Source organism: Pseudomonas sp. H9, from assembly GCF_004353925.1.
GTDB lineage: Bacteria > Pseudomonadota > Gammaproteobacteria > Pseudomonadales > Pseudomonadaceae > Aquipseudomonas.
The window spans coordinates 167,750-191,881 of the sequence record NZ_SMOK01000005.1; the positions used below are offsets into that span (position 1 = coordinate 167,750).

General features: G+C 60.3%; 19 protein-coding genes. 7 read left to right on the forward strand and 12 right to left on the reverse strand.

Going from position 1 to position 24,132, the window contains the following annotated elements:
• From E1573_RS04545 to E1573_RS04595, 11 genes are all read right to left on the reverse strand, one after another.
• Positions 1–960 (reverse strand): MoxR family ATPase, encoded by a 960-nt coding sequence (locus tag E1573_RS04545; protein WP_133211042.1) that lies wholly within the window; start codon positions 958–960, stop codon positions 1–3.
• Between the two features lie 218 nt (positions 961–1,178).
• Positions 1,179–2,111 (reverse strand): phosphatidate cytidylyltransferase, encoded by a 933-nt coding sequence (locus tag E1573_RS04550; RefSeq protein ID WP_133211044.1) that lies wholly within the window; start codon positions 2,109–2,111, stop codon positions 1,179–1,181.
• A gap of 2 nt (positions 2,112–2,113) precedes the next feature.
• Positions 2,114–2,734, reverse strand: coding sequence for a 1-acyl-sn-glycerol-3-phosphate acyltransferase (locus tag E1573_RS04555; RefSeq protein ID WP_133211046.1), 621 nt, complete (start codon positions 2,732–2,734; stop codon positions 2,114–2,116).
• A gap of 15 nt (positions 2,735–2,749) precedes the next feature.
• Positions 2,750–3,199, reverse strand: coding sequence for a hypothetical protein (locus E1573_RS04560; protein ID WP_133211048.1), 450 nt, complete (start codon positions 3,197–3,199; stop codon positions 2,750–2,752).
• Complete coding sequence (locus E1573_RS04565) at positions 3,196–4,542, reverse strand: phosphatase PAP2/dual specificity phosphatase family protein (RefSeq protein ID WP_371925126.1); 1,347 nt, start codon at positions 4,540–4,542, stop codon at positions 3,196–3,198. The genes E1573_RS04560 and E1573_RS04565 overlap by 4 nt, the downstream gene beginning before the upstream one ends.
• Positions 4,542–6,299 (reverse strand): bifunctional alpha/beta hydrolase/class I SAM-dependent methyltransferase, encoded by a 1,758-nt coding sequence (locus E1573_RS04570; protein WP_133211052.1) that lies wholly within the window; start codon positions 6,297–6,299, stop codon positions 4,542–4,544. Before E1573_RS04570 ends, E1573_RS04565 begins: the two co-directional genes overlap by 1 nt.
• A 10-nt stretch (positions 6,300–6,309) precedes the next feature.
• Positions 6,310–6,933 (reverse strand): CDP-alcohol phosphatidyltransferase family protein, encoded by a 624-nt coding sequence (locus tag E1573_RS04575; protein WP_133211054.1) that lies wholly within the window; start codon positions 6,931–6,933, stop codon positions 6,310–6,312.
• Positions 6,934–7,131: 198 nt separating this feature from the next.
• Positions 7,132–8,460 carry an MFS transporter gene (locus E1573_RS04580; protein ID WP_133211056.1) on the reverse strand — a complete coding sequence of 443 codons (1,329 nt, stop codon included), beginning with the start codon at positions 8,458–8,460 and terminating at the stop codon, positions 7,132–7,134.
• 45 nt (positions 8,461–8,505) lie between these two features.
• Positions 8,506–9,699 carry an L-2-hydroxyglutarate oxidase gene (lhgO, locus tag E1573_RS04585; protein ID WP_133211058.1) on the reverse strand — a complete coding sequence of 398 codons (1,194 nt, stop codon included), beginning with the start codon at positions 9,697–9,699 and terminating at the stop codon, positions 8,506–8,508.
• 117 nt (positions 9,700–9,816) lie between these two features.
• Positions 9,817–10,527: a FadR/GntR family transcriptional regulator gene (locus E1573_RS04590; protein WP_133211060.1), complete on the reverse strand. Its 711-nt coding sequence runs from the start codon at positions 10,525–10,527 to the stop codon at positions 9,817–9,819.
• Positions 10,528–10,601: 74 nt separating this feature from the next.
• Positions 10,602–10,955: a hypothetical protein gene (locus E1573_RS04595; protein WP_133211062.1), complete on the reverse strand. Its 354-nt coding sequence runs from the start codon at positions 10,953–10,955 to the stop codon at positions 10,602–10,604.
• A 903-nt stretch (positions 10,956–11,858) separates the two neighbouring features.
• Here E1573_RS04595 and E1573_RS04600 point away from each other — a divergent pair.
• Positions 11,859–16,724: an NAD-glutamate dehydrogenase gene (locus tag E1573_RS04600; protein ID WP_133211064.1), complete on the forward strand. Its 4,866-nt coding sequence runs from the start codon at positions 11,859–11,861 to the stop codon at positions 16,722–16,724.
• Positions 16,725–16,857: 133 nt separating this feature from the next.
• On the opposite strand, the gene E1573_RS04605 is transcribed toward E1573_RS04600, so the two are convergent.
• Positions 16,858–17,676: a pyruvate, water dikinase regulatory protein gene (locus E1573_RS04605; protein WP_133211066.1), complete on the reverse strand. Its 819-nt coding sequence runs from the start codon at positions 17,674–17,676 to the stop codon at positions 16,858–16,860.
• A 176-nt stretch (positions 17,677–17,852) separates the two neighbouring features.
• On the opposite strand from E1573_RS04605, the gene ppsA reads away from it, so the two are divergent.
• The 6 genes from ppsA to E1573_RS04635 all read left to right on the forward strand — a co-directional run bounded on the left by ppsA (position 17,853) and on the right by E1573_RS04635 (position 24,111).
• On the forward strand, positions 17,853–20,228 hold the full coding sequence (gene ppsA / locus E1573_RS04610) for a phosphoenolpyruvate synthase (protein WP_133211068.1): 2,376 nt from the start codon (positions 17,853–17,855) through the stop codon (positions 20,226–20,228).
• 106 nt (positions 20,229–20,334) lie between these two features.
• On the forward strand, positions 20,335–21,333 hold the full coding sequence (locus E1573_RS04615; protein ID WP_133211070.1) for an alpha/beta fold hydrolase: 999 nt from the start codon (positions 20,335–20,337) through the stop codon (positions 21,331–21,333).
• An 89-nt stretch (positions 21,334–21,422) separates the two neighbouring features.
• Positions 21,423–21,911, forward strand: coding sequence for a ribonuclease E activity regulator RraA (gene rraA, locus E1573_RS04620; RefSeq protein WP_133211072.1), 489 nt, complete (start codon positions 21,423–21,425; stop codon positions 21,909–21,911).
• A gap of 27 nt (positions 21,912–21,938) precedes the next feature.
• Entirely contained in the window at positions 21,939–22,934 is a 996-nt protein-coding gene (locus E1573_RS04625) for a zinc transporter ZntB (RefSeq protein WP_133211074.1), read from the forward strand.
• A 95-nt stretch (positions 22,935–23,029) separates the two neighbouring features.
• On the forward strand, positions 23,030–23,284 hold the full coding sequence (locus tag E1573_RS04630) for a CrfX protein (RefSeq protein WP_371128640.1): 255 nt from the start codon (positions 23,030–23,032) through the stop codon (positions 23,282–23,284).
• A gap of 2 nt (positions 23,285–23,286) precedes the next feature.
• Complete coding sequence (locus tag E1573_RS04635; protein ID WP_045186893.1) at positions 23,287–24,111, forward strand: mechanosensitive ion channel domain-containing protein; 825 nt, start codon at positions 23,287–23,289, stop codon at positions 24,109–24,111.
• Positions 24,112–24,132: the final 21 nt, after the last annotated feature.

Genomic DNA, 24,132 nt, shown 5'->3' on the forward strand with positions numbered 1-24,132 from the left:
TCAGGCGACGGCGACGACGTCGAGGATGCGCTGGATCACCCGGTCCTGGTCGATCCCGGCGGCCTCGGCCTCAAAGGAAAGAATGATGCGGTGGCGCAGCACATCGAACAGCACTGCTTGAATGTCTTCGGGGCTGACGAAATCGCGGCCAGCCAGCCACGCATGCGCTCGTGCGCAGCGGTCCAGGGAAATCGAGCCACGTGGGCTGGCGCCGTAGGCGATCCAGTCGGCCAGCTCGGGGTCGAACTTGGCCGGGGTGCGGGTGGCCATGACCAGTTGCACCAGGTATTCCTCTACCGCGTCGGCCATGTACAGGCCGAGGATCTCCTTGCGCGCGGCAAAGATTGCCTGCTGGCTGACCCGGCGCTCAGGCTTGGCTTCGCCATTGAGCGCTTCGCCACGGGCTTGCTGGAGAATGCGTCGCTCCACGGAAGCGTCCGGGAAGCCGATTTTCACATGCATGAGAAAACGGTCGAGCTGGGCTTCGGGTAGCGGGTAAGTGCCCTCCTGCTCGATCGGGTTTTGCGTGGCCATGACCAGGAACAAGGGAGACAGCTCGTAGGTGCTGCGCCCAACCGAAACCTGGCGTTCGGCCATGGCTTCAAGCAAGGCCGACTGGACCTTGGCCGGTGCCCGGTTGATTTCGTCGGCCAGTACCAGGTTGTGGAAAATCGGACCTTGCTGGAACACGAAGCTGCCGGTTTCCGGGCGGTAGATCTCGGTGCCGGTGATGTCGGCCGGGAGCAGGTCGGGGGTGAACTGGATACGATGGAACTCGGCTTCGACGCCTTCGGCCAGCTCTTTGATGGCCTTGGTCTTGGCCAGGCCAGGGGCGCCTTCGACCAGCATGTGGCCGTCGGCCAGCAGCACAATCAGCAAACGCTCGACGAGCTTTTCCTGGCCCAGAATCTGGGTTGAAAGAAAGGTGCGCAGCGCGATCAGCGCCTCACGGTGTTCCATCGTTGACGGTTCCTGGAAAAACGCCAGGGCAATCTCCGTAAGGGGGCCCGGGCAGGGGCTCATACTTTAATGCATCCGGGCCTCAGGCTACTAATGGCGGCAGGTAATTTTGTGCAAATCCGATCTGGATCGCTGTGGGAGCGGGCTTGCCCCGCGAAAGCGGTGTATCAGCCATATCGTATCGCGGGGCAAGCCCGCTCCTACCGTGGTTGGCGATCTCAGGTCCACCAGTAGCGCACCAGGTGGAAGAAGATCGGCGCGGCAAAGCACACCGAGTCCAGACGGTCGAGCATGCCGCCGTGACCTTCGATCATGTGTCCCCAATCCTTAACCCCCCGGTCGCGCTTGATTGCGGACATGACGATGCCACCGGCGAAGCCCAACAGGTTGATCAGCAGGGCAATCAGGAACGACTGCCAGATGTTGAACGGGGTGATCCACCACAGTGCGCCACCGATCAGTGAAGCCAGCAACAAACCGCCGACGAAGCCTTCCACGGTTTTCGAAGGCGACAGGTTGGGGGCGATCTTGTGTTTGCCCAAGAGCTTGCCGCACACGTACTGCAGCACATCGGAAAGCTGCACAACGATCACCAGATAAGCGATCAACAGCAGGTTGCGGCCTTCGTAGCCGGCGATGTCCAGGGTCAGCAGGGCTGGTACGAAAGAGATGCAGTACACCGCGATCATCAGCCCCCACTGCACCTTCGATGCGCGCTCCAGAAAGTGCGCGCTGTCGCCGCCCAGCGAGGCGAGGATCGGCAGGAGCAGGAACACGTAGACCGGGATAAGAATCGAGAACAGTCCGTACCAGTCGGCGTAGATCAGCAGGTACTGCAGCGGCAGTGCCAGATAGAAGGCCGCCACCAGGGCCGGGTAATCGCTGCGTCGGGTCGGGGTCAGGGTGAGGAACTCACGCAGCGCATAGAACGAGACAGCGTAGAACAGCAAAATCACCGCGCCATTGCCCAGCCAGAAGGCGACGCCGATGACCAGCACCATCACCCACCAGGCGTTGATCCGCGCATTGAGGTTGTCGATCACGGCGTTGGGCGTAGCACGGATACGCCACTTCAGGAGCTGGGCGATCAAGGATGCCAGCACCAGAATCGCGCCAATCCCGGCAAATAACATCAGGGTCTGGTTATCCATGTTCAGCACTGCTCCGGGGCCAGTTCGAGCAACGCGGCGCGGCTGCGTTGAAGAAATTGTGTTTTGCTTTCACCGTCTTCCAGTTGCAGGGGTGCACCGAAACTGAGGGTGCACAGCAACGGTAACGGCAGGACACGGCCCTTGGGCATGACCCGATTGAGGTTGGCGATCCACACCGGTATCAACTGCACCTGTGGGTGTGCCGCAGCCAAGTGGTAGATCCCGCTTTTGAACGGCAGCAAGCCGTCTTCCTGATTGCGCGTGCCTTCCGGGAAAATGATCAGGGAGTCGCCACCCTCGAGGGCGTCGAGCATCGGTTGCAAGGGGTTGGCCTGTGGATCGTGGCGCTCACGATCGATCAGTACGCCGTTGAACACCCGGTTGATCACATAGCTGCGCAGGGCGCCGGTTTGCCAGTAATCAGCCCCCGCCACCGGCCGCGTGGCTTTACGCAAGGCCGGAGGCAACGACGCCCACAGCAGCACAAAGTCGCCATGGCTGCTGTGATTGGCAAAGTAGATGCGCTGCACCGGCTCTGGCCCGCAGCCCAGCCACAGGCTGCGCGCGCCGGTGATGGAACGGGCGACAGAGGTAATAAGGTGCGCGACCAAAGGTTCGAGCATGTGGATTCCTTATCCTTAAATGGTCCACCATGGGCTAGCCAGCAGCCCGGTCAGGGTCAGAAGAATTTGTAGGGCGAGCACCATTGCCTGGCGGCGCAGCAGGGTTAATGCACCGCGACTGCGTTCCGGCCACGACCGGTCGCCGCGGTTGTCAGCTTGCAGACGCAGTGCAGCCAGGGCCTGATCCAGCGCTTGGGTGCGGTCGTGCAGTGTGGACGGGCTGTCGGCCATGCGTTGAAACAAATCGGCATCGAAGGCCACCCTGAATGCCCAATATTTTTGCAGCGCGCCCAGTACCAACAGCGCGCAGCCCATGCTCAACACCCAGGGGTTGTAGAGGCCCTGCCACCACGGGGCGAGGCCGAGCGCCACGCCCAGCAATGTCAGGCCGGTAGAGAATTGATCCAGGCTACGCCCGCGGCGCAGCAGGCTGGCCACGCAGTAGAGTTGCATATCAGTGCTCATTCAGCTCCCTCAGGTTTTTTGCTCAGTGGTGCCAGGGCCTGACGGTGCGTGGCGTGCAGAACGATGCGCGGGCGTGCCTGTTGAATCATTGTGATGGCCGCCTCAACGCTGGTGGCGCGGCCACTGTGTAAAAGCCATGCGGCAACGGCGGTGGCACTGCGCGAATACCCCAGAGCGCAGCACACCAGTACCGGGCCGTGTTGCTGCAGGCGCTCCAGTACCTGGGCCAGTTCAACGCACTGTGCGGTGGTTGGCGCGATCAGGTCGAGCACCGGCACGCTGTGATAGGCCTGCGCGCCAGGGGACAGCGGCAATTCTGCGCAGACATCGAGCACCGCCTTGAATGAACTGTGTCGCAGCTCTGCGCCTGTGGGGATGCGCCCAAGCCAGACACCGTCGACGATCTGGTCGGGTTGGGGATGTTTGCGCGTCCACAGCCGTGAGTTAAGCCAGGCCGCCGCCAGGTACGGTGCCAGCAACCAACGCGCAGCGCTGCTCAACTGGCCGTCTGCGGCTTTCTGAAAGCCGGCGGCATCAAACAGTGCATAGTTCAACGCCACCAGCAGCAATGCCGCCGCTGGCCAGAACAACCATAACCCGCTGCCACCCAGCCCGACGGCCGCCAGGGCAAACAGCCCGGCCCCGAGCGCATAACGCAGCGCCAACTGCCAGCGCTGGCGATCGTGTGTCAATTGCAGGCGTTGCAGCATACCCGGGCGGTCCAGGGGCCACAGCCAGACACACAGCCAACCGGCCAGGGCGCCAGTAGGCACATCGATAAAGTGATGCTGGTAGGTGGTCAGCACCGACACGCCGATCAAGGCGAACCAGCCATGCACCAGCCAGCGCCACAGGCCCTGAGTGTGTTGGGCGTAGCACACCCACAGCACCACCAGCAGGGCGATATGCAGTGAAGGGGCCTGGTTGAACGGTTTGTCGAAGCCTGCCAATACCGCGAATAGCCAGCCGAACACACCGTCCAGCTCCGGGCGCTCGAAGGTGAAGCGCAAGGGCCAGAGCAAGAAGCAACTGACGGCAATCACCTGCGCCGTGAGCAAGCGCAAGGCGTGGCGCTTCAGTGCCAGGCGGCTGCGCGGCAGCAACAGCGAGAAGCCGTACAACAGGTCGATGGACCAGTACGGCACGATGGTCCAGGGCCAGAACGGCATGTGCTGTTCCCAGGCGAAAACCAGGCTGCCGACATCATCGCGCTGGCTGGTAACCCACGTTGCAAAGCCGTAGGTGCTGAAAAACAAAGGTGCGAGCAACAACAGCCAGAGCACAGCCGGTTTCAGCAAGCCGGGTTCGCGTGCGGGCAAAGGGGCGACGGCACTGACGCTCATCATTGCACCCGCTGAGCCAGCGAGACGCTGAAGATCCCCCATTCATCGATGCGCTGGGTCACCTTACGAAAGCCTGCCGCCTCTATCAATTGGTCCATCTCGGCCTGGGTGCGCCGACGCATGACCCAAGCCTGGCCGGCGCGGTGGCTGGTCAGGGCGCGGGCGATCAATTCCAGCTGTGGATGCCAGGGTTGCCCGGTGTACACCAGGTAACCGCCCGGCGGTACGGCGTCCGCCAGACCAGCCAGGGAGTTGCCGACCATCTGGTTGTCGGCGAACAGTTCATACAGTCCGGAAACCACCGCCAGGGTCGGCTTGGGGTCCAGCTCGGCGAGGCTCTGGCGCTCGAAGGCATCGCCTTTGACGAAGCGGGCGATGTCGCCCAGGCCTTTTTCCGCAATCAAGGCGCTGCCGTCGCGTACGTTGATGTCGCTGTAGTCACGCAGCAGAATCGACTCCGGCAGCGGGTCCATGCCTTGTACGGCTTCGAGAATGTAACGGCCATGGCCAGCAGCGATGTCGACGACGCGCACGGGTTGCTGTTGCTCTCGTAGCTGCGCGATGGCCAGGCGCAGCAGCTCTTCAACGTGCAGTTTGCGTTGACGAATACCGCGCCAGCCAATGGAATTCAGGTAATTGCGGTCAATCAATCGACCGACCGGGGAGAGCCCGGTGGCGCGATTGCGGTACACGTAATCGAGGGTGCTGCCTGAGTCGAATCCTGTGTCGACACCCAGTTTCAAACCAGCGGACAGCTTACTGCCAAAGCCGAGGCTGGCACGCGTCATGCGCCAGTACAGGTCACGCAGGGAGTTGCGCGGCAGTGGGTTGGCCAGCGACTCGGCTTCGGCACACGTGGCGCCCAGGCGGTCGGCATCCAAAAGCGATGGGCGATTCAACGGCGTAGCGAAGGTGTGCAGGATGAAGCGGCGTATGCTCGCCACCGCCGGTGCGCGGTCTTTTTCACCCAGAGTGTCATGGAAAAAGCCCGGCAGAATGTGCTTTTCCTTGTGCACGCTGCCCAAGCGTTCAAAGAATTGCTCCTGCGGTTTGCGGTGTACAACGAAGTCGGAACCTGAGATCAGCAGCTGGGTCGGCACCTGAATCGCCTGGGCATCAGCCACCACACGTTCAGCGGCTTCATAGAGGCCCAGCAGCACATTGACCGAGATGCTTTTGGTGATCAGCGGGTCTTGGTCATAAGACGCCGCACGTAATGGATCGTGGGTGAGGAAGCGTGCCTTGACGTAACTGTCGACAAAAAAATTGCCACGCAGCTTGCGCAGCAAGGCCAGGCCTGGGCGGGCAAAGGGCACATACAGCTTGACCTTGAATGCCGGGGAGGCGAGCACCAGCGAACGGATACGCGGGGCATAGTCGTGCACCCAGGTTGCGGCAATCACCGCACCGACGCTTTGCGCGACAACGGCGATGTGTTCTTCGTGGATGTCGTGGGTGTCAGCCAGGTGCTCGCAAAAGGTCTGCACATCCCGCGCGCTGGTGGCAAAGCTTGGGCTGTCGCCGCGCTCGCCCGGCGACTGGCCGTGGCCGCGAGCATCCCAGGCAAAGAAATCGGTGTCGGCCAGGTCCAGTTCATCCACCAAGTGGGCTATGCGCCCGGAGTGTTCATGGCCGCGATGGAACAGCAGCACTGCCTTGCGAGGCTCGTTCGGGTTGGCTGTGGTTGCCGGCCAGTGGCGATAAAACAGCTCGACGCCGTCGTGGGTGGTGAATGTCCGAGCCTGGGATGGGCGCATTGCAGCTTCCTTATGCTGATGGAGCGTTTTCCTTGATTTCTTTCAAGCCTTGGCGCACCCGGTTGATCAGCGTGAGCACCAATAACAGGGCGACCGCAGCGAACACGCCATTGATCCAGGCGGCGTTGAGCCAACCCAGGGCGATTGTCGCAGCCAAGGCGCCGAGCACGAAGGCGCGGTCGCTTTTGCCCATGGGGCCGTCATAGCGGCGGGATGCGCCGACCATTGGCCCGAGCACGCCAGTGTACTCGCTGAACACCGCTAACAGTGCAACCACAACCACTGCTGAGGTGCTGACCTCGGGAATCAAGGCGAACGGCAGGATCAACGCACTGTCGGCGACGATATCGCACAGCTCGTTGAGGTAGGCGCCCAGGTGCGATTGTTGGCCGAATTCCCGGGCGAGCATGCCGTCGATGGCGTTGAGCGCCATGCGCAGCAGCATCCACAGCGGGATCAGGATGAACAGCCAGGTGTGCTGAGCAAACAGCGCAATCAACCCACCCAGCAGTACCGAAACAACGCCGGCGAGCAAGGTGATCTGGTTGGCGGTGATACCGCGGTCATAAAGGCGTTTGACCAACGGTCGCAAGAGGTTCTGGAAGGCAGGTTTGAGTTGGTAGATGGACACCATCGGCGCAGGTCTCGACCGGTCAGAGAAGGGAGGTAGGCCCGGAGCAGTGTAACCAATAGCCGTGGTAGTGAAAGTTTTTGGTATACGGCGGCCCCTGGTGAGAGCTGGCTCGCTGTGGGGGCGGGCTTGCCCCGCGATAGCGATCTGTCAGTCACATCGCATCGCGGGGCAAGCCCGCTTCTACCGGCAGTGTGCGCCTCAGTTTTTGAATTTGGAGTGCTTGCGCCCCTGGTCACACAGGGCAAACACCACCACCAGCACGGCGGCGACAGCCAGGATGATCGCCACACCGTCGGTGGAGTGGGTGGCAGAGCTGGCAACCAGTGCCAAGCCACCCAGAGGTGCCAGGCCACCAGCCACGGCAGTGCCGATTTCACGCCCGGTACCAAAGCCCGAGGAGCGTGTTTCGGTCGGGAACTGACGGCTGAGGAACGAGCCCTGTGGCGCGAACATCATCGGCGCGAGGATGCCGGTACCGATGGCGATAGCCAGGTAGATCATCATCGGCTCGCCGGTATTGAGCAGGGCCAGGAACGGGTAGGCGAACAACACCGAGAACACCCCGCCGAGCATCAGCACGGTCTTGCTGCTCCACTTGTCGCACAGCCAGCCAAAGAATGGCACGGCAACGATCGCTACCAGGCTGGCGATGGTCACCGACAACGAGGTGACATGCGCTTCAACGCCTTTGTACTGGGTCAGGTAGGCCAGGGAGAAGGTCTTGAAGATGTAGCTCAGGGCGTTGTAACCAATGGCCACGAAGAACACCACGGCCAGACCTTTGAGGTCGTTCTTGAACAGCAGCTTGAGGGGTGAAACCTTCGGTTTGTTCGGGGCTTCGTCGAGTTTTTTGTAGTCCGGAGTTTCCGGGATGCTTCTGCGTACCCAGAAGCCCACGGCCACCAGCACGATGCTGCAGATGAATGGAATACGCCAGCCGCCGGAGAGCAGGAATTCGTTGCCGTTCATGGTCAGTACGTACACGGTCAACGACGACAGCAGCAGGCCCAGGTTAAGCCCCAGTGCCGGCCAGGCGCCCTGGCTACCGCGCTTGCCTTCGCTGGCGTGCTCGTAAGAGGTCACTGCCGCTGCCGAGAGCTCTGCGCCAGCGCCCAGGCCTTGAATGATCCGTATAAACACAAGGATGATCGGCGCCCAGATACCAATCGAGGCGTAGCTTGGGATCAGGCCGATCAGTGCGGTGCACACCCCCATCAGGCAGAAGGTGATGACCAGTACCTGCTTGCGGCCAAAGCGGTCGCCCAGGTAACCGAACAGGATGCCGCCGAACGGGCGGGCGATGAAGCCGATGGCAAAGGTGGAAAACGCCAGCAACGAGGCCACGGCCGGGTTGCTCGGGTCGAAGAACACTTTCGAGAAAACGATCGCCGCCATGGTCGCGTACAAGTAGAAGTCGTACCACTCCAGCATCGAGCCGAAGATGGTGGCAGCCGCAACCTTGCGCAGGCGTTTCTTGTTCTGTTCCGGGGTTTCTGTCGCGGCCACAGCCGCCTCATGTACCGACATCGGAGGTTTCCTTTTTGTCTTTGTAGTTATCGTGTTCAGCAGTGATCAGCGGGCTTTGAAGATGCGATCAGCGATCATCTGGCCGATCGGGATCGCCGAGGTGGCCGCTGGCGAAGGGGCGTTGCAGACATGCACCATGCGCGGCGTTTCGGCGAACAGGAAGTCGTGCACCAGGGTGCCGTCGCGCATCACCGCCTGGGCGCGGATACCCGCTTCGTAGGGCAGCAGGTCTTCGATGTTCAACGACGGGCAGTACTTGCGGCATTGCTCCAGATAGCCGCCCTTGAACAGCGAATTCTTCATTTCGGTGGTGCCGGAGCCGAGGTTGGCCCAGATGGTTTTCCAGAAGCCGGGAAAGCGTGCGTACTCGGCCACATCGCGCCAGTTCACCGAAAATTTCTTGTAGTTCTCCCGGCCCAGGCCCAGCACGGCGTTGGGTCCGACGGTGACGCTGCCGTCGATCATCCGTGTCAGGTGTACGCCGAGAAACGGCAACTCGGGGTCGGGGATCGGGTAAATCAAGTGATTGACGATGTCGTTCTTGCTGGCCGGCAGGCGGAAGTATTCGCCACGGAACGGAATGATCTGATGGTCAATCTTGACCCCGGCGAGCGCGGCCAGTCGGTCTGATTGCAGGCCAGCACAGGCCACCAGTTGGCGGGCTTGCCAAACCTTGTCGTCGCTGCTGATGGTGACCGCATCGGCGCTTTCAACGATGGCGCGCACGGTGGTCGACAAGTGCACCTCGCCACCAGCTGCCTGAATCACCCGAGCCATGGCCTGGCACACCTGCTTGTAATCGACGATACCGGTGGCATCGAGGAACAGCCCGCCGAGGCCGACGATGTTCGGCTCACGGCGCTGCAGTTCGGCGGCGTCAAGGCGCTCGACCTTAAGGCCGTTTTGCTGCGAGCGCTCGTACAGCGCCTGCATGCGCTGCACTTCCAGCGGGGTAGAGGCCACCAGCAACTTGCCGCAGACATCGAACTTGATCTTGTGCTCGGTGCAAAAGGCTTTAGTCGCTTCTGCGCCGCGTTTGCACAGATCAGCCTTGAGGCTGCCGGGGGCGTAGTAGATGCCCGCATGGATGACACCACTGTTGTGCCCGGTTTGGTGCTTGGCCAGGCTCGCTTCCTTTTCCAGGATCAGCAGCGAGGCGCCGGGCTGGCGTTCGAGGAGCGCCATGGCGGTGGCGAGGCCAACGATGCCGCCGCCGATGATGCAGTAGTCGTAAATCATGCAGGTGTCACCTTGGTTTGTTCTTGTCAGAGAGTCTGCTTATCAGGTTGTCAGACTAAGTCGGTCAAACAAAAGGGCGCTGTGCGTCAGCGCCCGTTAATTACGGCAATTCAGGGTTCAGTTGATGCTTGGCAATTCCAGTTTCAGGCGTTTGGCCGAAGCGCGCAGGTGGGCTTCAGCACAGGCGGCGGCCGCCTGGCAGTCGCCATCGACGATTGCCTGGTACAGTGCCTGGTGCTCGCGGTTGGCATCGGCCGAGCCGCCCACCGAGTGCGCCGCCGAGTTTTCCCAGGCGGTCTTGCGGGCGGCGGCCAATTGGCCACGGAGAAAGTCGTGGAAGGCCACGAAGTAATCATTCTTGCTGGCGTCGGCGATTGCGCGATGAAATTCGACGTCGGCAGCTGCCGCAGCGGCAAAGTCGCTGCGCTTGTCGAGCATGTCCTGCAGGGCTTTGTTCATGCGGGCAAGATCGGCGGCGTCGCGGCGTTGCGCGGCAATCGAGGCGGCCTGGGTTTCGATCCACAGGCGTACTTCGAACATTTGCACCAGGTCAGGCCGACGGCCCTGGCCAGAAGGGAAGCGAAACACCGTACCGGTCGGGGTCTGGGAAATGTACGAGCCCAAGCCGCGACGGGCGATCAATACACCATCGGCCTTGAGCTGGGCTACCGCTTCACGCACCACCGAACGGCTGACATTCAGCTGTTCGGCCAGTTGCTGTTCGGTGGGCAGGCGCGATTCGGCCGCCAGGCGCCCGGAATCGATTTCTGCACGGATGGCACCGACGACGCGTTCGACCAGCGTATCGGGGCGCTGAAGCTCAAGCATGGGGTATTGCTCATTAATCAGGTTGTCAGACAATGCCTTTGCCGCCGAATCTTGTCAAGAATCGGCAGGCGCGCTTACAGCTCGCTGACGTAGGTGCCCGTGCCCTTGAGGATGTTTTGCAGGGTCTCTTCGACCTCGGCCAGGTCAGTACCATCGCTGCTCAAGGTGATTTCCAGGTGGTCGTCACCGCCGAGGGCGTCAGCATCCAGGGGCGCAACCTCAATCAGCAGGCGGGTGGCGCTAAGGGTGACCTTCAAGCCTTCGACGGGGGAGTAATGGTCGTCGAGGGTAATGTCCACGCGGTCTTCGTCTGGGTAGCGGGTCATCAGAAACATCCGGCCCTTGTCGCTGTGGCAGCACAGAGTGGCCATGTTGTCTTCTTCTTCATCGCAAGGGGTGGCGAAGAGCAGGGCGGTGGTCAGTTGCATGGGTGGCTCGATCAATGAGTTGAAACGTGATTCTGCCAGTGTTCGGCCTGGCGATAAATCAATGTGTTCGTGGTGCTTGTGCGGGTGTGCTGGTTTTGATCGGTAAGTGACCGGGTTTTGAGGTGCGAGGTCCGTTGGGTGAGCAGTATCCGGTTGTTTGCCTAGTCGTGGTGTTGGTGTTGGTGTTGGTGTTGGTATTGGGGGCTTATCCATTCGTTGTGGCGGCAATCCCGGCCCCTTCCGCCTTTACGGCGGCCTACTTTCCTCTTGGGGAAAGTAGGCAAAGCCGCTGGCTCCTGCATCCGGCCCTACGCTGCGCTCCGGGTCCCCTCGGCTCCGGCACCTTCCAGGCCCGCGCGGCCTACGACTTGCTACGCAAGTCTACATCTCGCGCCTTCGGCTACGCCGAAGGGTGCTATCGCACCTGGCCCTCCAGGCACCTCCACTCGGCCTCCTGAAGTCGCAAAGTTACGGGTGGCGTCTGGGCGATAGCTTCAAGCTTCAAGCTTCAAGCTTCAAGCTTCAAGCTTCAAGCTTAGAGCTTAGAGCTTCAAGCTTAGAGCTTAGAGCTTAGAGCTTAGAGCTTAGAGCTTAGAGCTTAGAGCTTAGAGCTTAACCTTCACCTCAATGACCGAATATGTCGCAGCACCGCAAGCAGGGGCGGGCGGGCACTCGTTAAGCTGCGCTGTTGATGGTCACCCGTAAAGACACAGTTCCACCCGGAGCAGTCGTTTTTGCAGATGCCCATCCGTGGAATGGGTAAAAGTGACCAATGAGTCGTGTTTTGCGCCTGTTCTGTATGGTTTTACCGTCCTCCTGCTACGGGTTGGCTATCGTTGATCCGTATATGGCGGACGTGCGCGACGCTTCACTCAATAACAAAGCCCAAGCGGAGTACCACAGATGGCGTTTTTCACCGCAGCCAGCAAAGCCGACTTCCAGCATCAACTGCAAGCGGCCCTGGCGCAGCACATCAGCGAACAGGCACTGCCACAAGTGGCGCTGTTCGCCGAACAGTTCTTCGGCATCATCTCTCTTGACGAATTGACCCAGCGCCGCCTGTCGGACCTGGCCGGTTGCACCTTGTCAGCCTGGCGCATCATCGAGCGCTTCGATCCCGCTCACCCTCAGGTTCGCGTCTACAACCCCGATTACGAACGTCATGGCTGGCAGTCGACCCACACTGCGGTTGAGGTGTTGCACCATGACTTGCCGTTTCTGGTCGACTCGGTCCGAACCGAGCTGAACCGCCGTGGTTACAGCATCCACACCCTGCAGACCACCGTGCTCAGCGTGCGCCGTGGCGACAAGGGTGAGCTGTTGGAAATTCTGCCTAAGGGCACCCAGGGTGAAGGTGTTTCGCAAGAATCGCTGATGTACCTGGAAATCGACCGCTGCGCCAATAACGCCGAGCTCAATCTGCTGACCCGCGAGTTGGAGCAGGTACTGGCTGAGGTGCGCGTCGCGGTCGCCGATTTCGAGCCAATGAAGGCCAAGCTGCGGCAGATCGTCGAGCTGGTCGAGCAGACGCCTTATCCTGCGGTTCAAGGTGAAAAAGCTGAGGTCAAGGCGTTCCTCGAGTGGCTGGTGGGTAACCACTTCACCTTCCTCGGATACGAAGAATTTGTCGTCCACGGTGATGCCCAGGGTGGCCAACTGGTGTATGACGAACAGTCCTTCCTCGGCCTGACCCGCCTGCTGCGCGCGGGTCTGACGGCTGACGAGCTGCGTATCGAAGATTACGCCGTCAGCTATCTGCATGAGCCGTTGCTGCTGTCGTTTGCCAAGGCTGCGCACCCAAGCCGCGTGCACCGCCCGGCGTACCCTGACTACGTGTCGATCCGCCAGTTGGACGCCGACGGCAAGGTCATCAAGGAATGCCGTTTCATGGGCTTGTACACCTCTTCGGTGTATGGCGAGAGCGTACGTTCAATCCCTTATATCCGTGACAAGGTGGCCGAAGTCGAGCGCCGCTCGCATTTCGATCCCAAGGCGCACCTGGGCAAGGAATTGGCCCAGGTACTGGAAGTGTTGCCGCGTGACGACCTGTTCCAGACCCCGGTCGACGAGCTGTTCAGCACGGTGATGTCGATTGTGCAGATCCAGGAGCGCAACAAGATTCGTGTGTTCCTGCGCAAAGACCCGTACGGTCGTTTCTGCTACTGCCTGGCCTATGTGCCGCGTGACATCTACTCCACCGAAGTACGGCAGAAAATTCAGCAGGTGCTGATGGAGCGCCTGAAGGCCAGTGACTGCGAGTTCTGGACCTTCTTCTCTGAGTCGGTGTTGGCGCGTGTGCAACTGATTCTGCGCGTTGATCCGAAGAACCGTATCGATATCGACCCGCAACAGCTGGAAAACGAGGTAATCCAGGCCTGCCGTTCGTGGCAGGACGATTACGCCAGCCTGACGGTTGAAAGCTTTGGCGAAGCTCAGGGCACCAACATCCTGGCCGATTTCCCGAAAGGTTTCCCAGCCGGCTACCGCGAGCGCTTTGCCGCGCATTCGGCGGTGGTGGACATGCAGCACCTGTTGACCTTGTCTGAGCGCAAGCCGCTGGTGATGAGCTTCTACCAGCCGCTGACCCAGGTTGGTAAACAACAGTTGCACTGCAAGCTGTACCACGCCGATACGCCGCTGGCGCTGTCGGACGTGCTGCCGATTCTGGAAAACCTCGGCTTGCGCGTACTGGGTGAGTTCCCCTACCGCTTGCGTCACGCCAACGGTCGTGAGTTCTGGATTCACGATTTTGCCTTCACCTACAGCGAAGGCCTGAGCCTGGATATCCAGCAACTCAACGACACCCTGCAGGATGCGTTTGTTCACATCGTCAAGGGCGATGCGGAAAACGACGCCTTCAACCGCCTGGTGCTGACTGCCGGCCTGCCATGGCGCGACGTGGCGCTGCTGCGTGCCTACGCCCGTTACCTCAAGCAGATTCGCCTGGGCTTCGACCTGGGTTACATAGCCAGTACCCTGAACAACCACACTGACATCGCCCGCGAGCTGACCCGGTTGTTCAAAACCCGTTTCTACCTGGCGCGCAAGCTCACCAGTGAAGATCTGGACGACAAGCAACAACGCCTGGAACAGGCCATCCTGACGGCGCTGGACGATGTTCAGGTGCTCAACGAAGACCGCATCCTGCGTCGCTACCTGGACCTGATCAAAGCCACCCTGCGGACCAACTTCTACCAAACCGACGCCCAGGGGCAGAACAAGTCGTACTTCAGCTTCAAGTTCAACCCCAAGCTGATTCCCGAGCTGCCCAAGCCGGTACCCAAATTTGAAATCTTCGTCTACTCGCCGCGGGTTGAAGGCGTGCACCTGCGTTTTGGCAATGTCGCCCGTGGCGGCCTGCGCTGGTCGGACCGTGAAGAAGACTTCCGTACCGAAGTGCTGGGCCTGGTAAAGGCCCAGCAGGTGAAGAACTCGGTTATCGTGCCAGTCGGTGCCAAAGGCGGCTTCCTGCCGCGTCGCTTGCCACTGGGTGGCAGCCGTGACGATATCCAGGCTGAGGGCATTGCCTGTTACCGGATCTTCATTTCCGGCCTGCTGGACATCACCGACAACCTCAAGGACGGCGCGCTGGTACCGCCTGCCAACGTCGTGCGTCACGACGATGACGACCCGTACTTGGTGGTGGCTGCCGACAAAGGCACCGCGACGTTCTCCGACATCGCCAACAGCATTGCCATCGAATACGGCTTCTGGCTGGGCGATGCCTTTGCCTCCGGTGGTTCGGCCGGTTACGACCACAAGAAAATGGGGATTACCGCCCGGGGTGCCTGGGTAGGTGTGCAGCGCCACTTCCGTGAGCGTGGCATCAACGTTCAGGAAGACCCGATCACTGTGGTGGGCGTTGGTGACATGGCCGGTGACGTGTTCGGTAACGGCTTGTTGATGTCCGATAAGTTGCAGTTGGTGGCAGCATTCAACCACCTGCACATCTTCATCGACCCGAATCCGGAGCCTGCCAGCAGCTTTGCCGAGCGTAAGCGCCTGTTTGAGCTGCCGCGTTCGGCCTGGAGTGATTACGACACCAGCATCATGTCCGAAGGCGGTGGGATCTTCCCTCGCAGCGCGAAAAGCATTGCGATCACCTCGCAGATGAAAGAACGCTTCGCCATCGAAGCCGACAAGCTGACCCCGACCGAGCTGCTCAATGCCTTGCTCAAGGCGCCTGTGGACCTGCTGTGGAACGGCGGTATCGGCACCTACGTCAAGTCCAGCGAAGAAAGCCACGCCGATGTCGGTGACAAGGCCAACGATGCCCTGCGCGTTGACGGTAACGAGCTGCGCTGCAAAGTGGTGGGCGAGGGCGGTAACCTGGGCATGACCCAATTGGGTCGTGTCGAGTTCGGCCTCAATGGTGGCGCCACCAACACCGACTTCATCGACAACGCCGGTGGCGTCGACTGCTCTGACCACGAGGTCAACATCAAAATCCTGCTCAACGAAGTGGTGCAGGCCGGCGATATGACCGAGAAGCAGCGTAACCAGCTGCTGGGCAGCATGACTGAAGAAGTCTCCGGACTGGTGCTGGGCAACAACTACAAGCAGACCCAGGCGCTGTCGCTGGCGGCCCGTCGGGCCCGTGAGCGGATTGCCGAGTACAAGCGCTTGATGGCCGACCTGGAAAGCCGTGGCAAGCTGGACCGCGCCATCGAGTTCCTGCCGACCGAAGAGCAATTGGCCGAGCGTCTGGCAGCCAATCAGGGGCTGACCCGTGCTGAGCTGTCGGTGCTGATCTCCTACAGCAAGATCGACCTCAAGGAAGCCTTGCTCAAGTCGCTGGTGCCGGATGACGATTACCTGACCCGCGACATGGAAACCGCGTTCCCGCCGTCGCTGGTGAGCAAGTTCGCCGAGGCCATGCGCCGCCATCGCCTGAAGCGTGAGATTGTCAGCACCCAGATCGCGAACGATCTGGTCAACAACATGGGCATCACTTTCGTACAGCGTCTGAAAGAGTCCACCGGCATGAGCCCGGCGAACGTCGCTGGCGCCTATGTGATCGTGCGTGACATCTTCCACTTGCCGCACTGGTTCCGTCAGATCGAGGCACTGGATTATCAGGTGCCGGCGGAAATTCAGCTGACCCTGATGGATGAGCTGATGCGTCTGGGTCGCCGTGCCACCCGCTGGTTCCTGCGCAGCCGCCGCAACGAGCAGGATGCCGGGCGTGACGTGGCGCATTTCGGGCCGAAAATTGCAGCCTTGGGTCTGAAGCTTGACGAGTTGCTCGAAGGGCCGACCCGTGAGCGCTGGATGACCCGTTACCAGGGCTTCGTCGACGCCGGCGTGCCGGAGTTGTTGGCGCGTATGGTGGCCGGTACCACGCACCTGTACACCCTGTTGCCAATCATCGAAGCGTCTGACGTCACTGGCCAGGACCCAGCCGAAGTGGCCAAGGCCTTCTTCGCCGTCGGCAGTGCCCTGGACCTGACCTGGTACTTGCAGGAAATCAGCAACCTGTCGGTGGAAAACAACTGGCAGGCCCTAGCCCGCGAGTCGTTCCGTGATGACATTGACCTGCAACAGCGGGCAATCACCATCTCGGTACTGCAGATGGCCGGTGCGCCGGATGACATGGACGCCCGCGTGGCGCTGTGGCTGGAGCAGCACCGTGTCATGGTTGAGCGCTGGCGTGCCATGCTCGATGAGCTGCGTGCCGCAACTGGCACCGATTACGCCATGTACGCGGTGGCCAACCGCGAACTGGTCGATCTGGCCATGAGCGGACAGGCGGCAGTGGTGCCGTCCTGAGTCTGAGCTGAAACAAAAAGCCCCGGCATTGCCGGGGCTTTTTGTTGGCGCTGTACTTGTGGGAGCGGGCTTGCCCCGCGACGCTGTTTGCCTGACACACCGCTATCGCGGGGCAAGCCCGCTCCTACAGCTGTTACTTGAAGCGCCGCTCTACGCCTTTTTCCACGAGAATTTTCGCCGCAATCTCTTCCACCGAGAAATGCGTGGAGTTGATGTGGGGGATGTTCTCGCGACGGAACAGGCTTTCCACCTCGCGCACTTCAAATTCGCATTGGGCGAAGCTGGAATAGCGGCTGTTGGGCTTGCGTTCGTGACGAATGGCAGTCAAACGGTCTGGGTCGATGGTCAGGCCGAACAGTTTGTGCTGGTGGTTCTTCAGGGCGTTGGGCAGCTGCAGGCGTTCCATGTCGTCTTCGGTCAACGGATAGTTGGCCGCGCGGATGCCGAATTGCATGGCCATGTACAGACAGGTTGGGGTTTTGCCGCAACGCGACACGCCCACCAGGATCAGATCGGCCTTGTCGTAGTAGTGGGTGCGTGCGCCGTCGTCGTTGTCCAGGGCAAAGTTGACCGCCTCGATGCGCTCCATGTAGTTGGAATTACCACCGATCGAGTGGGATTTGCCCACCGAATACGACGAGTGTGCCGTCAGTTCCTGCTCCAGTGGTGCCAGGAAGGTCGAAAAAATGTCGATCATGAAACCATTGGAGGTGGCTAGCACCTCTCGGATATCCTGATTGACGATGGTGTCGAAGATGATCGGACGGACGCCATCCTTTTCAGCGGCGCTATTGATTTGCTGTACCATAACCCGGGCTTTTTCCACGCTGTCGATGTACGGGCGTGTGAATTTATTGAACGGAATGGTATCGAACTGCGCTAGAAGACTTTGTCCCAGCGTCTCGGCTGTGATGCCGGTGCCATCGGAGATAAAGAAAGCAGATCGTTTCATTTGCGCCTTGGGCCTTAAGCTGATGACGAATCTTGGATATGATAGGTTCGGTTTACCGAACACGGCGTTCGGCATTCTCACTTATTTTCCAGGTCCAGGCCACAAGCGCCCGGCCAAGCCAGAGTAGGCAGGCGGGCGACCTGAGCTTTTCCAACACAGTTAGTGGAGAGATCACCTTGGTAGAGTACGTAGTTTCCCTCGATAAGCTCGGCGTCCATGATGTGGAGCATGTGGGGGGCAAGAACGCATCCCTCGGCGAGATGATCAGTAACCTCGCGGGTGCCGGTGTATCGGTTCCCGGCGGCTTTGCCACTACGGCTCAGGCGTACCGTGATTTTCTCGAGCAGAGTGGGCTGAACGCCCAGATCCATGCCGCGCTCGACGCGCTGGATGTTGATGACGTTAATGCCTTGGCCCGAACTGGCGCACAGATCCGTCAGTGGATCATGGAAGCCGAATTCCCCGAGCGTCTGAACACCGAAATCCGCGCCGCCTTCGAGCACATGTCCCAGGGCAACCCGAACATGGCCGTTGCCGTGCGCTCGTCGGCTACCGCCGAAGACTTGCCTGACGCGTCGTTCGCCGGTCAGCAGGAAACCTTCCTGAACATTCGCGGCGTCGACAACGTCATTCGTGCGGCCAAGGAAGTATTCGCTTCCCTGTTCAACGACCGCGCCATTTCCTACCGCGTACACCAGGGCTTTGACCACAAGCTGGTCGCCTTGTCTGCCGGCGTGCAGCGCATGGTGCGTTCGGAAACCGGTACTGCCGGTGTAATGTTCACCCTCGACACCGAGTCGGGCTTCCGTGATGTCGTGTTCATCACTGGTGCTTACGGCCTGGGCGAAACCGTTGTACAAGGCGCGGTCAACCCAGACGAGTTCTATGTCCACAAGGGCACGCTGGAAGCGGGCCGCCCGGCCATCCTGCGTCGCAACCTGGGCAGCAAGGCCATCAAGATGGTCTACGGCGAAGAAGCCAAGGCCGGTCGCTCGGTCAAGACTGTCGATGTCGACAAGGCCGACCGCACCCGTTTCTGCCTGAGCGATGCAGAAGTCAGCGAGCTGGCCAAGCAAGCCATGATCATCGAGAAGCACTACAAGTGCCCGATGGACATCGAATGGGCCAAAGATGGCGACGACGGCAAGCTGTACATCGTTCAGGCGCGTCCTGAAACCGTGAAGAGCCGTGCCCAAGCCAATGTCATGGAGCGTTACCTGCTCAAAGAAACCGGTACCGTGCTGGTTGAAGGCCGTGCCATTGGTCAGCGTATCGGCGCCGGCAAGGTGCGGATCATCAAAGACGTCTCGGAAATGGACAAAGTCCAGGCCGGCGACGTACTGGTATCGGACATGACCGACCCGGACTGGGAACCGGTCATGAAGCGCGCCAGCGCTATCGTCACCAACCGTGGCGGCCGTACTTGCCACGCGGCGATCATCGCCCGTGAGCTGGGCATTCCGGCTGTTGTCGGTTGCGGCAATGCGACCCAACTGCTCAAAGACGGCCAGGGTGTCACCGTTTCCTGCGCCGAAGGCGATACGGGTTTCATCTTCGAAGGCGAGCTGGGCTTTGACGTACGTCAGAACTCGGTGGATGCCATGCCAGAGCTGCCGTTCAAGATCATGATGAACGTCGGTAACCCGGACCGCGCCTTTGACTTTGCCCAGCTGCCTAACGCCGGTGTCGGCCTGGCACGTCTGGAATTCATCATCAACCGCATGATCGGCGTGCACCCCAAGGCCCTGCTGAACTATGCAGGCCTGCCTGCAGAGCTCAAAGAGAGCGTTGACAAGCGTATCGCCGGTTACAACGACCCGGTTGGCTTCTACGTCGAGAAGCTGGTTGAAGGTATCAGCACCCTGGCGGCGGCGTTCTGGCCGAAGAAGGTCATCGTGCGTCTGTCGGACTTCAAGTCCAACGAATATGCCAACCTGATCGGCGGCAAGCTGTACGAGCCGGAAGAAGAAAACCCGATGCTGGGCTTCCGCGGTGCTTCGCGTTACATCAGCGAAACCTTCCGTGACTGCTTCGAACTCGAATGCCGCGCACTCAAGCGCGTGCGCAATGAAATGGGCCTGACCAACGTCGAGATCATGGTGCCATTCGTGCGTACGCTGGGTGAAGCCAGCCAAGTGGTCGACCTGCTGGCCGAAAACGGCCTGGCACGTGGCGACAACGGCCTGCGCGTGATCATGATGTGCGAGCTGCCGTCCAACGCGATTCTGGCGGAAGAGTTCCTTGAGTACTTCGATGGTTTCTCCATCGGTTCCAACGACCTGACCCAGCTGACCTTGGGCCTGGACCGTGACTCGGGGATCATTGCCCACCTGTTCGATGAGCGTAACCCTGCGGTCAAGAAGCTGCTGGCCAATGCCATCCAGGCCTGTAACAAGGCTGGTAAGTACATTGGTATCTGCGGCCAAGGCCCATCCGACCACCCGGACCTGGCCAAGTGGCTGATGGAACAGGGCATCGAAAGCGTCTCGCTGAACCCGGATTCGGTACTCGAAACCTGGTTCTTCCTGGCTGAAGGTCAGGCAGACAATTGATGTGTTGAACCGAAACCTTCACCGCCCCTCAGGTGGGTGAAGGTTTCGACCGTATTCCAGGGCGTGTTCCAGTGATGGTTCCCGCCCTTTTTCGTGCAAGAAACCTATGCAAAGCAGCAGTTCTCTATTTCCCGTGGCCTTGCTCAGCGCTGAGCGTCGCGGTGATCTGAGCGAAGACGTTTACCGGATCAAGGCCGGTAACAGCCCGGATCGCACCGTTGAGCTGGCCGTCACCCGTCTCGGTATGGCCGATCAGGCCCAGGTGCGCGGCGCCCCGGTGATTTTGCTGCATGGCAGCTTTTCCAATCGACGTTTCTGGTATTCGCCCAAGGGTGTTGGCCTGGGTGCCTACCTGGCACGCGCCGGATTCGATGTATGGATTCCGGAAATGCGCGGTCACGGCCTGTCGCCGCGCAACCACGCGTATCGGCACAACCGCGTCGCCGATTACGCCCAATACGATTTGCCGGTCATTGCCGCCTTTGTCACAGAGCAATGTGGCCGCGCGGCGCACTGGATTGGCCACTCCTTGGGGGGCACCACGCTGGCAGCGGCCCTTGGTGGTCAGTACCTGGGCACCGAGCAGGTGGCCAGTGCGGCCTTTTTTGGCACGCAAGTCAGTCGTACCTATTGGCCTTTGAAGTTTCCGCCAGTGGAGTGGGGTGGGCGTTTGCTGCTCAAGCGCTTTGCACAGTTGTCCGGTTCGCGGCTCAAGCGTGGCCCGGAGGACGAACCCATTGGCCTGGCTTTGGAAAGCATGCGCTGGTTTGGCTTGTTCGGTCGCTTTGGCGACAAAGAGCGCGACTGGTGGGCCGGCCTGGCCGAGGTCGATGTGCCAGTGCTAGCCGTTGCTGCCGCCAATGATCATCAAGACCCGGTGTGGGCCTGTCGCAAACTGTTTGAGCAGTTGGGCAGTGAGCACAAGCAGTTTGTGCGCCTGGGCAGTGATACGGGCTTCGACAATTTCGGGCATGTCGACATGCTGGTCAGTAAACCGGCGCAGGCTCAGGTCTGGCCGCTGGTCGAGCGCTGGCTGCACAATCCATTGATGCCACTGCTGGAAGAAGCCGCGCCAAGCGTTTCGCCGCAGCCCGGTTATCGCTAAGATGGCTAAAGCTGTAGCGCTGTACCTCGTCTCATCAATGACACTGCGACATTCACATCCATTGTCTTGGCACTCGACAGGAGTTACCCATGCATTACCTCACGCCCGATTTGTGCGACGCCTATCCGGACCTGGTACAGGTACTGGAGCCGATGTTCAGCAACTTCGGTGGTCGCGATTCCTTCGGAGGGCAAATCGTCACCATCAAGTGCTTTGAGGACAACTCCCTGGTCAAGGAGCAGGTTGACCTCGATGGTAAGGGTAAAGTGCTGGTGGTGGACGGTGGCGGTTCGCTACGCCGGGCGCTGCTGGGTGACATGCTTGCCGAAAAAGCGGCCAAAAATGGTTGGGAAGGCCTGGTGATCTACGGTTGCATCCGCGATGTGGATGTCATTGCCCAGACCGACGTCGGCGTGCAGGCCCTGGCCAGCCACCCGATGAAAACCGACAAACGCGGTATTGGCGACCTCAATGTGGCGGTGACATTTGCCGGGGTCACCTTCCGCCCGGGTGAGTACATCTATGCCGACAACAATGGTGTGATTGTCTCGCCAAGCCCGCTGAAAATGCCGGAATAAGCCTACAAACCGCGAAGTGGAGCAGGAATGTTCGAGGAAGAGAACGCGCAGTGGGGCCTGGTGCATGCCCTGCTGCTCGACGGTAAAGGCGGTGCGCGTTCGATTGCTCGAACTGAACTGGATGACTTGCAACTGCAGCCTGAGCAAAGCCTCTGGCTGCACTGGGACCGCAGTCATCCCCAGACCCGGACCTGGCTGCGCCACGACAGTGGCCTGAGCGAGTTCGCCTGCGACCTGCTCCTCGAAGAAAATACCCGCCCACGCTTGCTGACCTTGCCAGACGAGCAAATGCTGCTGTTTCTGCGTGGGGTCAACCTCAATCCGGGGGCCGAGCCTGAAGACATGGTTTCGGTGCGCATCTTCGCCCAGGCGCAACGGGTAATCTCGCTGCGCCTGCGGCCCTTGCGCGCCAGTGACGAGTTGCTCCAGCAACTGGCCGAAGGCCGTGGCCCGAAGACCGCCTCCGAGCTGTTGTTGAGCATGGCGCAATTGTTGACCGAAAAGGTTCAGGCGCTGGTAAGCGACCTTTCCGAAGTGGTCGATCTGGAAGAGGAAAAGCTTGAAGCCGATCCACGCTATGCCCCGGAACAGGGCTCCTTGCAGCAGATCCGCCGTCGCGCCGCCGGCCTGCGCCGCTTCCTCGCCCCGCAACGCGAACTGTATGCACAGATGGCGCGCGGTAAATGGAGCTGGTTCGCCACCGACGATGCCGACTACTGGAACGAGCTGAACAACAGCCTGATCCGCTACCTCGAAGAGCTGGAGCTGACTCGCGAACGGGCGGCCCTGGTGCTGGAGAGTGAAGACCGGCGGCGTGCAGAGCGGATGAATCGGACGATGTACCGCTTCGGTATCATCACCTGCATTTTCCTGCCCATGAGTTTTGTCACCGGCTTGTTGGGCATCAACGTCGGCGGTATTCCCGGTGCAGAAAGCCCCTATGGCTTCCTGTTTGCCAGCCTGTTGGTGCTGGCCCTGGCGCTGGGGCAGTGGTGGTTGTTCCGCCGTCTGCGTTGGGTGTAGTGCCGTGTATCGTGTGAACGTACAGTCACTAACTGTCCGCCGAGTTCATGTGACCTGCGCCGAGACCACCTCGTCTTTGACAGATATTGCGCGAGGTGCCCATGCACGATCCGTTTGAAGAATCCCTGCGAGACCTGCTCAAGGCATCCCCGTCCGGCCAGGACCGTGACGATGACGCCTGCCTTGGGCGTGTCCTGAAAACCGCCAACCGTCAGGTCGGTGCGGGCGATCTGTTCAGCTTGCTTGGCCGCTGGAGCCAGGCGCTGATGATCGCCGTGAACAATGGTTCGGCGCATGTTGCGCCGGTCCGCCGTAACGCTACCGCTCGTAAAGCTGATAAGGCCGATTGACTATGGAACTTAATCTCTGGACCCAGAGCTTGCTCACCGCGATGACCGCGTTGTGGACCAAAGTGGCGAACTTCATCCCTAATCTGTTCGGCGCCCTGGTTGTGGTGCTGCTGGGCTTTGTCGTTGCCAAGCTGCTCGACACCTTGCTCTCGAAGTTGCTGGCCAAGCTTGGCCTGGACCGCCTGATGGGCGGTACCGGCCTGACCAAAATGCTCGACCGCGTTGGCATTCAGGTACCGATCTCGACCCTGATCGGCAAGATCGTCTACTGGTTCGTGTTGTTGATCTTCCTCGTCTCGGCCGCGGAATCGCTGGGCCTTGAGCGCGTGTCGGCTACTCTCGACATGCTTGCACTGTACTTGCCGAAGGTGTTCGGTGCGGCCCTGGTGTTGCTGGCCGGTGTATTGCTGGCGCAGTTGGTCAATGGTCTGGTGCGTGGTGCTGCCGAAGGTATCGGCCTGGAGTATGCCGCCGGTGTTGGGCGTATTGCTCAGGGCCTGGTCATTATCATCAGTATTTCAGTGGCAATCAGCCAGCTTGAGGTCAAAACCGACCTGCTCAACCATGTCATCGTCATCGGTTTGATTACCGTTGGTCTGGCTGTTGCCCTGGCGATGGGCCTTGGCAGCCGCGAAATTGCCGGGCAGATTCTGGCTGGAATCTACGTACGTGAGCTTTATCAGGTGGGCCAATACGTGCAGGTTGGAGAGGTCGAAGGGCAAATCGAGGAAATCGGCACAGTCAAAACGACGCTGCTGACCGATGATGGCGAATTGGTCTCTTTGTCCAATCGGATCCTACTCGAGCAGCGAGTCAATAGCCGTTAACCGGGTAATCCTGCTAATGTA